Consider the following 14,501-nt stretch of genomic DNA (forward strand, 5'->3'; position numbering starts at 1 on the left):
AACTTTTCTAAAGTAGTTTATTTTTATCCTTGATCTTTTCTCTAGCATTACATGCTATATTTCTCGCAAGAATAATAGCCTCCTCTAATAAGGGACGACTGGGTATATATACAGTAACACTACTACACATATTGTTTATGGTTTTCAAAGTCGTTCTTCCAAGCGCAATTAAGGGGGAATCATTCGGGCACCCGTAATACTCTATAAATATTCTAGCTATTAGGGAGGAAGACAGAATAATAGGACTTCCCTTAGGTATAACTATTCCCCTAACTTTATTCATTGGAATAACATCGTATAATGCGACTTTCCTATAATGAATATTGCAATCCTTAAGCTTCTCTTCCAATATAGAAGATGCTTGCCTTGCCCTTAGTAGAAGAGAGCATCTTGGGTGAATCTCACATAATAAATCGCCTAAACCCCAACTATCCCACTCGATAGGAAGGCAACAAGGTTTTATATAGAATTCGTTTTCCACTGCTTTACCCGTTGATCCGCCTATAACGATGATTGATTTCTCACTCAACGAGTTCAGTATACTGCTTAGTAATCCTTGCTTGTAGAATAATTCTTTCGTTATTCTAACACCCCTAGGACTGGTAAAAATAATATAGTCACACTTCTCTATAGCATCGAGTATCTCCTTACCAGAATTTTCAATAGGAGATATATGGACTAGGGGTATCCACTGAAGATTAATATCAGCATTCTCTTGTAGATCAGGTTCCTCCGGTCCGAAGTAGAATAGTTTACAGGCATTGTAATTTGCCAAGTTTAACACCTAACTCTACCGATTTACCAATGAAAATTACTGCAGGATTCTCTATGGCAGTTTCTACTTTCTCAGTTAAATCCATTAATCTTCCACACAAAATAGACTCGTCCTCCATTCCTAGTCGCTGGATTATCATTGCGTGTTCGTCTACGCCTCTTACCTCCATCACTTGTTTTAGAATCTGTTTTGCTTTACTGGCAGCCATCAATAACACAAGCGTACCAGGTGTTTCAGCTAGTTTAGAGTAGTCTAGCTCTATTTTCTTCTCCTCTGCTAAATGACCTGTAGCAACTGTGAACGAGCTAGTATAATTCCTGCCTGCTAGGGGGATAATAAATTTGGCTGCAGTAGCTGAGTAGCTAGTGATTCCAGGAATGATTTTGCAGTTAATACCTTTTCGAATCAAGTATTCACACTCCTCTTCGCCTCTACCGAAAATTAGAGGATCACCTCCTTTAAGTCTCACAACGATATTAAATCTCCCGGAGAGGTCTAGGAGAAGATCATTTATTTCACCCTGATTCATGGAATGTGATCCAGGAGACTTTCCCACATAGAATAACTCAGCTGTAGGATTAGCGTAGTCAAGCAAGCCTCTCGGTATTAGCCGGTCGTAAACTACTGCATTTGCAGATTGTAAAAGTCTATATCCTTTAAGTGTTATATAGTCCTTGTCTCCGACACCACCACCTACGATAAATACCTTGCCGGTCAATATTTTACACCCTTCTTTAGTATAATAGCGGTTCTTGACGCTACACTGATGATATCATCTCTGTCCCCACTTGCTTCAGCGTATGATAGTAGTGATCCGTCAGGGGACAACATAATGCCCCGGCAAATAGATCTGTTACTCTCTAAGCAACAGTATCCTCCAGACGGTACATTACATCCTCCACCCAATTCTTTAAGAAACTCTCTTTCAGCCATTGCCTCACTATAATTCAAGTTATCAACCACGTCACGCAGCATTCTCGTAACTTGGCTTGACTTAAGAGATGTTACCGCGATAAATCCCTGCCCGGGAGACGGGAGGAAATCCTTTAATGAGAGTCGCTTGAATGGTCGGTTGTAACCTATTCGATCTAATGCTGCAGCCGAAGTTATAATGTAATCGTATCCCGATCCTAATTTGCTTAAACGAGTCTCAATGTTGCCACGGATAGATCTGACTGTTAAACTAGGATTATAGTGGAGAAGTAAGCTTTTTCTTCTAGCACTCGAAGTACCGACCACGTTTCCGGGTTGTAGATCTTTAATGCTAACTATTTGTTTACCCCTTGCAGGAACCAATGCATCTCGAGGGTCACCTCTGTTTGTAACATATGAAATTGTTAACCTGGAATCTAGTATTGAAGGTAGGTCCTTGAGGCTATGAACAGCAATATCTGCTTTGCCTTCTAAAATAGCTCTATTCACGTTCTTCTCGAATACACCAGCTACTCCTATCTTTTGAAGGGGAGAATTATAATATAGATCACCGTGACTCTCGATTTTCACAATCTCGTAGTTTATCGACTCTAACCTATCCTCGAGTTCTCTAAGGAGGACATCAACTTGGATGAGACTTAGCTTGCTTGGCCTAGTAGCTATTCGTATTTTCACTATCAACCCCCTAGTCTGGGCACAGTTTCCTTTAAGGCCTCAATAGTCTCCTCTAGTATTTCGCTCCTGTGTTTTGTTGAAGTGAATATTGACTCCGATTTACTTGGTGCTATAAATACTCCTCTCTCAAGCAGACCTCTCTGGAACTTCTCAAAGAGAGCAGTATCACTTCTTCTAGCATCATCAGCATTTTTCACCTGCTCGACGTTGAAAAATACTTGGAACATACTCTCGACTCTATTTATAGTATATGTTATTTTTATGTCATCCAGAAGGTCGGTGAGAGTTGACGAGAGGATCTCAGCTGCTTGGGATGCCGCCATTAATTCTCCTTTCTCAAGTATCTCAAGTGTTGCAAGTCCGGCGGTCATTATCACAGGATGAGCATTGAATGTCCCTGCATTGAATACTTTGCCTAAAGGCGTCAGGAGATCCATTATGTCTTTTCTACCTAGTACAGCACCTACCGGAAATCCGCCTCCGATTATTTTGCCTAGTGTAACGAGATCAGGCTTAATTCCATAATAACCCGTAGCACCGCTTAGCGCCAACCTAAATCCTGTTATGACTTCATCGAATATTAAAAGCGATCCATATTCCACAGATATCTTCCTCAAAAACTGTAGAAAGCCCTTATCTCCTGGGATAACACCTAAATTACCCATAACTGGCTCTACAATAATGGCTGCAACTTCATTTCCGTGTTTCTCCATGATTTCCGTGACGCTGTAAGGGTCATTGAATTTAGCAACAAGAGTATATTTAGCAGTATCACCTAAAATTCCATGGCTAGCGGGAACAGAATAGTGCTCTACAGCGCTACCAGATGAGACCAGTAAATAGTCGTTGCTACCATGGTAGCAACCATCGAATTTCACAATGTATTTTCTATTAGTGAAGCCTCTAGCAAGCCTGATAGCGATTAATGTAGCTTCAGTACCACTATTAACAAACCGGATTTTCCCGTCTGGATACATGTGATCTAAGATTTTCCTAGCCAGCTCTACCTCTACAGGTGCCGGTATACCATAAAGCCATCCATTATTTAATTGCTCAGATATTCTAGTCAAAACTCTATCATCTCGGTGGCCGAGTATAAGTGGTCCATAACCTAGAACATAGTCAATATATCTGTCTCCATCTACTGAATAGATGAATGCGTCTTTTGCTTTATTTGCATAGAAGGGATAGGGCTTCAAAGCGGCTCTAACTGGACTGTTTACTCCTCCAGGAAACAGATCTTTGGCGCTTGACCAAAGCTTCCAGGAATAAGCCATGAGCAATTCACCTTTCACGCATGAGTTTCGCGAGAAGCGGAGCGAAATATGTTATGATCAAATCAGCTCCAGCCCTCTTTATCGCAGTAGCAGCCTCTAATACAGCTCCATCAAGCTCTAAGAACCCCTTTCCAGATGCAGCTCTTATCATCATGTATTCACCGCTCACGTTATATGCCGCTAATGGTATCCTAGGGAACGTTTCCCCTACTAGTCTTATTATATCCAGGTAAAATAGAGCAGGTTTCACCATTACTATGTCAGCACCCTCATCAATATCAAGTTGAATCTCTTTTAGAGCTTCCATACTGTTCCTCGGATCCATCTGATAAGATGATCTATCTCCAAATTTAGGAGCAGACTCCATTACAGATCGGAAGGGTCCATATAACACGCTCGCATACTTTGCAGAGTAAGCCATTATACCTACATCACTGAATCCTGACGAGTCCAAAGCGCTTCTTATACTCCTGACTTGACCGTCCATCATACCTGAAGGAGCAACAAAATCAGCTCCAGCCTCTGCTTGGGATACAGCTATTTTACCGTAAACCTCAAGAGTCGAGTCATTATCTATTATTTTTACCCCGTTTCTCTCAACTGGTAATCCGCAGTGTCCATGTGTTGTATAATTGCATATACACAGGTCAGTAAATATTACTGGTTCGCTTCCAATGTTATTCCGGACGTATCTAACCGCTCTATATACGGGGCCTTCTGTAGAGTAAGCTCTGGACCCATGGAAGTCTTTCTTACCGGTTATCCCGAAAACTAAGAATCCTTTAATACCGAGTTCTAGATTTGATAGAATAAAGTCGGCTAAATCACTTGATTCAGGAGGATAATAGAAATGTCCCTCTAAACCTTCAGCCGGCTTCTTTTCACTTATTGCCTCGTTTACGAATATAGGTAAGATTAAATCATCAGTTGATAGATGGGTTTCCGCGAGCATGTCACGTAACTCCTTTTTTGAACGGAGTCTTCTTAGCCGTGTGACTGGGTATTCCAATTCGACCACCTAAACCCGAGAATATTGTTTAAGGAAAACGTTTAATGCTTGATCATTATCAAGACGGGCTAGTTCCTTAAGAGATATGATTAGGGGATGAGCCATTTTTTTCAGGGAAGCATTTAGCGCCAGTCTAACATAGCCATGATATTCTGTGGGTATTTTTCCATTGATCCATTCCATTTCTTCGTTAATTATATTTTCAATAGCGTAATTTACAACGGATACTGCGATATCAGCGTTACGTGATTTCAATCTATTTAATAAATTAGAGAGTTCCTCTCTTACGATATCCTCGGTAATTGAAATCCATTTCTTTCTCTCGGATATACCTTTCTCCACTATTTCCTCCAACTGAAATACATCGATAACTTTATCTCCCCTGGCTATAGGGGGGATAGAAATATCAATGATGAGATTTGATGAATTGATCAAGGATTCTACTATACTATTACCGGGTCTATCATTAATGGCGATGAAAGCAATATCATATGTGTGAAGCCTTATATCATTCAGGCTAATAGGTTCGGCTAATTGACAAATATTAGATAAAAACAGAGCTTTATCTCTACTTCTATTTGCGATGAATATTTTTCTTGGTCTATGCTTGCAAGTTTCCTCTAATATTATTCGTCCTGCCTTGCCAGCTCCTATGATTATGACATTCTTATCTTTGAGTGACCCCGCTTCTTTTAAACCGGCAATCAAAGCAGCCTTGGGATATCCGATAACTCCTTCACTGATTCCTGTTTCTTCTCTAACTCTTCTACCAGTCTTAATGGCATACATAAACACTAAATCAAGTAATTCTGTGGAATAAGAGTTCTCCCTCGCATATTTCCATGCTTCTCTCACCTGTCCAAGGATTTCATTTTCCCCTATTATCTTTGACTCGATTCCTGATGCTACTCTAAACAAATGTCTAATGGTATCTACTCCGGTTTGTATCAAAGGAGTCTGACCTGTTAGCTGGATAAAGGTTTCAACTGTTTCTATCCTAGAAACAGGTTTATCAAGGTAAATCTCGAAACGATTGCATGTGGGAAGCACTACAACCCCGGAGGCTAGCTGGTAAAATCTCTGGTAAGCGTTGGAGGCTATTCTTGAAAGCAAGCCTATCTTATTGAGGCTACTGTTTTTGTGGTCAACAAATAATAACAAGAGGTTATCCAAGCTATTGTGTCCTCTAATAGTTTCTGTTCTCCGGCTTCCTAGGATACCAGCATTTACTTCCAAAGCTTTCTCACACCGTTCTAATCCGATTATTGCCCTCGTATAAAACAAAGTGTATATGATGGAAATTATACGTCTCAATACTAGTATAATCTATAAATACATATTCTCCAACGTTAATACCGGTGGATAGAGATTAGGCAGGCATGGATAGTATATCATAGACCCGGCTTCAGGGAATCAGAAAAGGAGCTATTTAACTTTCTCACCGAATTACGGGGATCCGTACAGACTAAACTTAGATCAATTACTATAGATGAATTCGCTAAGGAGTACAATGGAGGCCAAGTTTTCCTACTGTTACTCTACCGAGGAGGACATTATTGCAGTATCATAGAAAACATTCATGCCAAAAACGGGTGCTTCATAGGAATAATCCCACTTGATTTAACCAGTATTACACTGGCTAGCATAGCTTTAAGAAATAGGGATTGCGGTAAAATAAAACTGCTACACCATAAGCCAAAGAGGTGTCTAACATATTATAACCAAGACTTATCCCGCATTACATCAATCACTCAAAACATAACTGGGATAAAGATCGAACCCGCATCACCTGAGGATGTCTCACAAAAAGATTGTATCATTCTCTTTACTCTCCTTAAAAGCAAAATGATCCAAAACTCGGGAAATACAAGGATTCTAGCAAATGGACTATTCCCTCAACTGAAAAGTGGATTAGTCTGGTGGATTACTCAAGCACTCGGCAGGTAAACCTGAAACTTCTAGAGCTCTAGCTAGAGCCTCTTGTAGAAACCCTTTTTTGATAAGCTCATGGAAACTCCCATCAGAGTCAACCTTAAAGTACAGCGGGACTCTTTCCTTTGGATCACTAATACATTCTATCAGAATTTTCTTAAACAGAGACATAACATTAAACAGATTCCTAAGATACTCATTGTTCTCCAAATAACTTGTACAATGCTCTAAAGCTATTCTCGAAGCTATACCAGTTCTACCCAAACTAGTTATAGCAAGCTCCAACCCTCCATCATATACCTCCGAATGGAAGGGGAAAACAACATTGCCCGTGGAGGCCTTAGTAGCATTGTTTACAAGAACACCTTTTTTACGTAAGAGATCCGATAATTTGCTATTGAACTGTAAGTCATCAGTCGCTATGACTATTAGAGAATATTTTCCATGAAGTTCTCTAGCGAGATCCTCAGGTGTCGTATCGTCATCGATGTATTTAAGTTTGAGAATTCCTGAAGCGTCGAGATCCCTTAAATCTGGAGAAAAATCCTTTGAATAGACTACTACATTAGCACCCTTACTGGATAAGTACCTCGCTCTCCTAGTTCCTACATTTCCGCCTCCTATCACTGCAATTCTCATTCCCTCAACATCAATGTAAAGTGGGATGTACAATGATATCAACTCCTGGTGTCATCAATGAATTTACCTAGTAACTTAATATCCAACGGACACAACGGGTCATCCCCCCAGTAATCTCCATTAATAGCGTACGCCCTATTCCGACTACCTCCACCACACACTTGTTTGAATGGACACATAGAACATTTAGGCCCTCTCAAGTGTTTCGAAATATTCAGGAAGGGGCGTAGCCTGGGGTTACTCGCATTTAATATATCCCTCAACTGATCCTTCCTAAGATCTCCTATCACCACATGATCTATAAACTGACAGGGTCTAACAGTTCCATCCGGATATATGCTAGCTGTCTTCCTCCCACAATCACCTTGCGCTTCAATAAGCGATAAGTATTCCATGAATTCCTCCTTACTACTAGCAAGCTTCCAAGCTATATAGATACCGACAAAGTTTCCTCTGACTATCAGTATTTCCAAAGAATCCTGATACATTTCTGCAAGCTCTATGAGATTATCAGCCCATTCAGCCACCATTCCAGGTGTAAGTAGTTCCCTCCCCAACTTCAATCCTCTTCCTACAGTATCAAGCAGGTAAAGGCTTACTCTTCTTACTCCAAGCCTATAGGCTAAATCCACGATTTCCCCTGTTTCCTTGTAGTTATTAGCGGTTATCGTCGTCCTTATTCCAGCAGGTATTCCAGCATCAACTACATTTCTAATACCTTCAATCGCCTTTTCATAAGCACCTTTTACCCCTCTAAAACTGTCATGCCTCGCAGGATTCGCACTGTCAATACTTATTCCAACATACCTGAAACCCAAATAAGCTAGATTACTGGCTATCTTCCTTGTAATCAGAGTTCCATTACTGCTAAGACTCAATGTAGGCCTACGATAATATGATAAATACTTTACAATATCCCAGAACTCTTCTTTAATGAGTGGTTCCCCGCCTGTAAACACTATCAGCGGAGATTCCTGGTCTACAATTTGTGACGCTATATGCAATAATTCATCTTTATTAAGTTCAGGATAATTTACCCATGGACCACTCCTCATGTAACAATGCTGACACTGTAGGTTGCACTTATAGGTAATGTTCCAGAATATAACAGGCTTTACGATATCAGTAAATCTCGAAGGCTTCTCCTTGTTGTATTCACCTTTTAATCTCTTTGAAACAGTCCCCTTTCCCGTCACCATAACTGTAACAGGTATCACGTCTATTCACCTAATAGTACCCGGCTTCAAATCTCCTACACTTCTAATCAATAGCCATTTTCTAGGATGGCAATGGGATACAACTTGATCCTGTAAAAATTCTAGTTTCTCTCTATTTACAGCATGTATCATCGCGTAACAACTCGTTTCAAATGATCCGGGCGGATAAGCTTCCCTCTGAACTACATGTGTAGTATATTCATTACGAGCGAGGCATCTACATAAATCGCCATAGCCGTTATATAGAGTCATCATTAACATTCCGTTTTCAATAAACCCTAGTTTTCTACCGTCTAACACAGCACCGGGATCTCCGAGAACTCCTTTTTTAACCAAAGACAACATTCTATTGTAAACAGTTTTTTCACTTAGGCCAATCGAACGTGAAACAGCATCATATGGTTGAGGTTCCAATGGAAGACTTTTCAGTCTCTCTGCTACAACGAGTTCATGTTCCCTCAAAGTAGGAATGCTATCAGGGGGGTCTGTATATTTCTGGGATGACCTTGAGATACCATTGATGAGATCGTATTTAACGCTAAGCTTCCATGTTTTTGTTCCAAACAGTACAATCCAATCCTTCACATGATATTTATTAGCTAAATATCTAGCAAAATCGATAAGCTCCTTCCTATCTCTTCTCTTGCTAACTATCCATAAGTCATACGATGGATGATCACGTATGTAGGCGTGGGAAGTGCCTGTATCTCGTATTAAATAACTGGATATCTCACTATAGTTACCGTTGGTAGATAGGGCAATCAAAGCGGCTTGCTGGTTCTTAGCTCTATAGTTTAAATAAAAGCCTATTCTTTTAATTATACCAAGTGACTTCAACTTTCTCAGTCTATCTAGCAACAGATCAACTTGAATACTAAGTCTAATAGAAATATCTTGGTAGGGGGTTTTAGAAAACGGGAAATTATATTGAAGTTCGTTAAGCAACCTTACATCAAACAAGGTGAGACTAGGCATCACGGTAACGCCTCATTTAAACCTAGTTTATTCACTAGTTCACTATACTCTCCGGGCTTGTAGTCGCATGCAGGATCAGACTCGAACGGATCTCCATATACTGAGAAGGCCCTTGCCCTACTCCCCCCGCAAATATTTCTGAACTCACATTCACCGCATCTACCCTTGAACATTGCTTCTCTAAGCAACTTGAATATCCTTGAATTCCTATAGATGTCTGATAAACTTCTAGACCTGACATTTCCGGCAGAAAGTTTAAGGAATCCGCTTGGATAGACGTTACCATCGTATGATACGAAAACTATTCCAAGACCATCCCTAGTGAACATCCTTGGTATATTGGGTTTCGATGAAGGTTTACCTAGTATGCTCCTCAGCCTCCTAACTAGGCGAGTATAGACTTCTCCTGTACCCAATAATTCATCAGGATTGTAACCATATTCCTCGAGTTTACTTCGAATCCATGTAACACGCCTGTACATAGGTCCTTCTGTAGTTCTAATAATTACACTATACTTAGAAGCTTCATATAGAAAATGTGAAATATCCTCCCAATCACGGGGGGAAAGCATTTCCTCAAAGCTAGCTCTTCCAGTAGGTACGAGGTAAAAAACTTCCCAAACATTTATACCTAACTTCTTTACAAGTGCAAAAAGGTCAGCCAGACCTTCTTTCGTAGAATTCATCACAACACTGTTAATTTGAACGTTTACACCTTTATTTAGCAATTCTCTTATAACCATAATGCTCTTTCTCCATACGCCCGGAACACCACGTATCTCATCATGAATGTGTGGCGAAGCTGAGTCAATGCTGATTGAAACAGCATTGACCCCGGACTTTACAATCCAGTTTATACTCTGCTCTAAAAGTTCGGTGACGGCAGGAGATAAAGCTGTTTTTACTTTTTTGTTCACACCATATTCTATTATTTCCTTTATATCTTTCCTCATTAATGGATCTCCGCCTGTTAATACTAGTATGGGATAGGGTCGGCTGAATTCTGTGATCATATCAATTAACTTAAACGCCTCATCAGTATCGAGTTCACCGGGTAAAGGATTTTTTATAGCTTCAGCCCGGCAATGTTTGCATGATAGCATACAGGCTTTAGTTGTTTCCCAGAATACTAGAAGAGGCTTTTCCTGCGCTGGCCAACTCATATTTCAAACCCTAGGACTCATCGGGTAGTATTGAAGGTTTTATGAATGTATATTTGACCTGGATATACAGATGTATACATATATATTCCAATCAATATATTATTATTAGTGTATAAGGTGTATATCAATGATCGCTCATCCTAGGAGAGTGCAAAAGCTCGGGACGAGTAGCCTCGTATTAGCCTTGCCGAAAGAATGGGTTAAGAAGCAAGGAATAGACAAGGGGGACGTATTATATGTGGTTGAGGAAGGCGAGTCCCTTAGAATTATAAAGCCAATAGAAGAAAAGGTAAGTGAGCCACCAGCACTGGAAGCTTACAAACTTAAGGATTCCACACTAGTGTCAATAGCAGCCAACTGCCTCTACATCCTAGGCTATAATGATTACATGATAGACCTAAAGAATCTGCCGGCAGAAGTCCAATTACTGCTTAAGAGGCATGCTTCAAGGCTAATAGGAATAGAGTTCTCATACGTTGACAAGGATAAGATTAGGGTAAAGAATATTATGAATATGGAAACCATAAATCCATATACAAGTATAAAAAGCATGGGTATATCTGTTTCACAAATATTCGAAATCCTATCGAAGGCAACAAAAGGCGAATGGGATATTCTATCTTTAACAGATGAGCTCAGAGAGGAGATATTCAGGTTGCAACACCTAATAGTTAAATATCTCAGCTCAAGAATGTTGCCTGGAACAGATGATAGCAGAACGTATAGCTTACTTCTAGGAACGAGTCTTCTAGGGATAATTTCAGAAGACTCCTATAACGTGACGAAGGTGCTTATGATGAGAAAGGAAACTCCCGGTAGGGATGTTCTTGCGATAATTGATAGACTAACAGCAATTATGCCACAAGTATCTTCAAATTTAACAAACCCTAGTATATCTAGGTCTAAGGAGCTCATAAAAGAAACATCTAATATAAGGCAGAAGTTAAATAAGGTAGTTCTGGAAACGAATACAGTTATAGATGCTATTCTAGCACAATTTCTATTGACAGTTGTAAGCATACTATGGATAGTATCAACAATATCCGTATGCAATTCTTTGGCATGCGAAGATATCTGGAGAAAGAAGGAAGGGTGAACTATTAGTTTGAAGAACATTGCCGTCGTTGGCCTCGGCAATATAGGCCTGCGCACTCTTTGGAGGCTTAATAAGCTAGGCTATAAGGCTGTTGGCCTCGACTCGTCTTCATTATCTGTTAAAAAAGCAATGGAGCTAGGATTGAAGGCAATTCTAGGGGACGCGTCTAATCCTTCTGCAATTAGTGACGCAATGGGATTTAACGTTGATGTTGTAGTTACAGCTCTACCAGGAAGCATGGCTTATGAAATAGTTAAAGGAATATTAAACCACGGATATAATATGGTAGATGTGTCCTTCTTCCCTCAAGACCCTTTGGAATTGCGTGAAATAGTAAGGGGAAAGAACTCGACTGTTGTAATTGACACAGGGATTGCACCCGGGTACTCTAACTTCCTCATAGGCAGAGCTATACGAGTGATTAAAGCAACTAAAGCTCACATATATGTAGGGGGATTATCAGGAGAACCCCATCCGCCTCTCGGAATAGCAGCAACATGGAGTACATATGACCTATTAGAGGAGTATATAAGACCTGCAAGGCTAATAGTAGATGGAAAAACTGTAAGCATTAACCCATTGGAAGCGGGAATATCGTACCTGGACTTCCCGGGGACAGGTAGGCTTGAAGCATTTCCTACTGATGGGCTTAGAACACTTCTATACAGCTACCCATATATGAGTGAATTAGCCGAGTATACCTTGAGGAGACCAGGGCATATAGATTTCATCAAGTCCTTAGCTAAACTGGGTTTCCTAGAAGATTCACCATTAAAGCTTACAGGATGCACTATATCCCCGAGGGAATGCCTAGCAAGAATGATCGAGAAGGGTGTCTCTAATATTGCGGATGTTGTAGTTATGAGCGTTGAGGCAGAAGGTGAAGATGGCCTCTATAGAGCATTCCTAAAAGTTAAACCTGAAAACGACTGGTCTGCGATGGCCAGAGCTACAGCAGCTTTCCAAGTAGCTGTCACCCGTTTATTAGTTGAACATGGTTTACCTAAAGGCCTATTGTTCCCTGAAAACCTGGGAGAAAATGCAAGCTTAGCGGGTATACTGGAAACATATTTAAATGAAGAGGAATTGACGCCGCTAGAGGCTTGGAGCTGAACGTCCGACCAGCTATAAAGGGTTAGCTGTTTACCTGGTTATTGGTGGAGAATTATTGGTGCAATTCTTACAGCTAGATCTAGGGATGATAGAAGAGAATATCGTGTTGGTAGCTGGAGTAATTATAGGAATATACTTACTCCTCCTTATATTAGCCTTAAGGAAGCCGGGTGCACGCATTCCTCTTTACCGCCTATCCGTGATATTAATTATAGTTGGCTTTGTGGCAATTAACTTCCTTATGCAACTACCGAAAGTCATAGTTGCTGAAAACCTGACTTATGCAACACTATTCACTATATCACTAGTCTTCAGCGACGGTAAAGGAGGCAAGCTTCTCTCTATGCTTCTCTCTATGTTTATAGCCGGAAGGATATCGAGGAGTATATTAACACCTAGAGGAAGCATTATGCCTCTCACAGTTAACCATATCCTCTTAGAAGTCCACTTAATATTCATAGGTATAATTTCATGGGTACTCCTATCTATGCCTAGAAACACATGGGAGATCCTAGAAAAAGAATTCGCAGAGCCACCGCCAGATTCTGTCTAAGGAGACTCGGTTATCTGCACACAGGGACCAGCCCCTCGTTCTACCAAGGTTACATTCATTAATGGATGTACTTCAGCCCACATACCATGGTCAGTATCCACTACAAGTGGACCGGACACTACTAGTTTATCACCCTCACAGACCTTACCGCTTAAGGCATTGTAAAGTAACCGGCTTCTATCGTGTGGCTGTATCTCTACGTGAATATGGCTATAACGTAGTACTATACTCCCTCCACTTAGAACCGCCGATTCATTCAGATGATTCAAGTCGAAGCAATAATCGCCATCCTCAAACATTTTTGGAATATTCGCTACTGTTCCCTCAAGTGTAACACAGCTTTCGGCTATCCGGAGTCTTTCAGGGTCATGAGTATATTTGAAGACGTTTTGCGTGGTTCCGCAGGGAGTGTTCTGTATACTCCACCTATTACTCGTCCAGCTGGATGGTTTAAATGGGTAGGAAAGGATACTAGCGTTTACACCGATCGTCCCTATTGCTGGTACCGCTACCAGTATCACTAGTATGAGACTAGCTATGGAGGTAGCTTTATGATGACTAGAGAAGAATGGTATAACAGTAGCTAATAGTGAAAGGACTCCGATAGGTGAGAGATAAAATACTGTCGAGAGAAGGAATACTATTACCCCTAATGCACTTGCAACACCAGCTAGGACTCCTTTCTCAATCCATGCTTTGACGCTTAATGCTGTTGCAACGCCCGTCACTATTCCGAAGACGCTTAGAGCTGTATGTATCCCGTCATTCCCATAGTAGAGTACACCAATGATGGTTGCGAACACTCCATCAAACCCACCTGCCACTATTCCCATGCAAGTATAACCGCATCTCTCTTTAGTATAGCTTGATAGATACGCCTCTATGCTCCTCAGGATAAGGCTCAGATATGCTACTAGTGGGAAAATAGCGTGTGTTTCAATAAGGATTGGAGTCGCTATAATGCTAGATATCAGGATCGCCAAAAAGGATTCAGCAGGTGATAATAATGCTGCAGCGATCACCACTGCTGCTATTTGAGGCCCGTATCCTTGGAATAAGCTTGGTGCATTAACCATTATCGAGAAGCCTATGATTCCAGTTACTATTGAAATTATCCACTGTTTCCATCCAGTGAAATGCAATT

14 protein-coding genes are annotated in these 14,501 nt (G+C 40.7%); 3 read left to right on the forward strand and 11 right to left on the reverse strand.

The features are described 5' to 3' along the window. Positions 1-7: 7 nt before the first annotated feature. The 10 genes from F7B60_01300 to F7B60_01345 all read right to left on the reverse strand — a co-directional run bounded on the left by F7B60_01300 (position 8) and on the right by F7B60_01345 (position 10,595). On the reverse strand, positions 8-775 hold the full coding sequence (locus tag F7B60_01300; protein ID MCE4614153.1) for a uroporphyrinogen-III synthase: 768 nt from the start codon (positions 773-775) through the stop codon (positions 8-10). Next, entirely contained in the window at positions 753-1,493 is a 741-nt protein-coding gene (cobA, locus tag F7B60_01305; protein MCE4614154.1) for a uroporphyrinogen-III C-methyltransferase, read from the reverse strand. Before cobA ends, F7B60_01300 begins: the two co-directional genes overlap by 23 nt. After that, positions 1,490-2,383, reverse strand: coding sequence for a hydroxymethylbilane synthase (gene hemC / locus F7B60_01310; GenBank protein MCE4614155.1), 894 nt, complete (start codon positions 2,381-2,383; stop codon positions 1,490-1,492). Before hemC ends, cobA begins: the two co-directional genes overlap by 4 nt. Before the next feature lie 2 nt (positions 2,384-2,385). Beyond that, positions 2,386-3,660, reverse strand: a complete 1,275-nt coding sequence (gene hemL / locus F7B60_01315) for a glutamate-1-semialdehyde 2,1-aminomutase (protein ID MCE4614156.1) — start codon at positions 3,658-3,660, stop codon at positions 2,386-2,388. Between the two features lie 7 nt (positions 3,661-3,667). Then, positions 3,668-4,669: a porphobilinogen synthase gene (hemB, locus tag F7B60_01320; protein ID MCE4614157.1), complete on the reverse strand. Its 1,002-nt coding sequence runs from the start codon at positions 4,667-4,669 to the stop codon at positions 3,668-3,670. A 9-nt stretch (positions 4,670-4,678) separates the two neighbouring features. Next, positions 4,679-5,905, reverse strand: a complete 1,227-nt coding sequence (locus F7B60_01325) for a hypothetical protein (GenBank protein MCE4614158.1) — start codon at positions 5,903-5,905, stop codon at positions 4,679-4,681. A gap of 675 nt (positions 5,906-6,580) precedes the next feature. Further along, positions 6,581-7,273: a bifunctional precorrin-2 dehydrogenase/sirohydrochlorin ferrochelatase gene (locus F7B60_01330; protein MCE4614159.1), complete on the reverse strand. Its 693-nt coding sequence runs from the start codon at positions 7,271-7,273 to the stop codon at positions 6,581-6,583. A 5-nt stretch (positions 7,274-7,278) separates the two neighbouring features. Beyond that, entirely contained in the window at positions 7,279-8,457 is a 1,179-nt protein-coding gene (locus tag F7B60_01335; protein MCE4614160.1) for a radical SAM protein, read from the reverse strand. Positions 8,458-8,463: 6 nt separating this feature from the next. Then, the gene (locus F7B60_01340) at positions 8,464-9,432 is read right to left on the reverse strand and encodes an Lrp/AsnC family transcriptional regulator (GenBank protein ID MCE4614161.1); all 969 of its coding nucleotides are present in this window, start codon (positions 9,430-9,432) and stop codon (positions 8,464-8,466) included. Continuing rightward, positions 9,432-10,595, reverse strand: a complete 1,164-nt coding sequence (locus F7B60_01345) for a TIGR04053 family radical SAM/SPASM domain-containing protein (protein MCE4614162.1) — start codon at positions 10,593-10,595, stop codon at positions 9,432-9,434. The genes F7B60_01340 and F7B60_01345 overlap by 1 nt, the downstream gene beginning before the upstream one ends. A gap of 127 nt (positions 10,596-10,722) precedes the next feature. Between F7B60_01345 and F7B60_01350 the strand changes: the two genes are divergently transcribed. From F7B60_01350 to F7B60_01360, 3 genes are read left to right on the forward strand one after another with little or no spacing between them, the layout of a single operon-like run. Beyond that, positions 10,723-11,691, forward strand: coding sequence for an AbrB/MazE/SpoVT family DNA-binding domain-containing protein (locus F7B60_01350; protein ID MCE4614163.1), 969 nt, complete (start codon positions 10,723-10,725; stop codon positions 11,689-11,691). 9 nt (positions 11,692-11,700) lie between these two features. Next, entirely contained in the window at positions 11,701-12,804 is a 1,104-nt protein-coding gene (locus tag F7B60_01355; protein MCE4614164.1) for an NAD-binding protein, read from the forward strand. A gap of 55 nt (positions 12,805-12,859) precedes the next feature. Beyond that, positions 12,860-13,357: a hypothetical protein gene (locus F7B60_01360; GenBank protein ID MCE4614165.1), complete on the forward strand. Its 498-nt coding sequence runs from the start codon at positions 12,860-12,862 to the stop codon at positions 13,355-13,357. Here the strand turns inward: F7B60_01360 and F7B60_01365 are convergent. Continuing rightward, complete coding sequence (locus tag F7B60_01365) at positions 13,354-14,499, reverse strand: hypothetical protein (protein ID MCE4614166.1); 1,146 nt, start codon at positions 14,497-14,499, stop codon at positions 13,354-13,356. The two genes, F7B60_01360 and F7B60_01365, sit on opposite strands and share 4 nt — an antisense overlap. Between the last annotated feature and the right edge of the window lie 2 nt (positions 14,500-14,501).

The organism is Candidatus Tiamatella incendiivivens (genome assembly GCA_015522635.1).
GTDB classification, from domain to species: Archaea; Thermoproteota; Thermoprotei_A; order Sulfolobales; family Acidilobaceae; genus Tiamatella; species Tiamatella incendiivivens.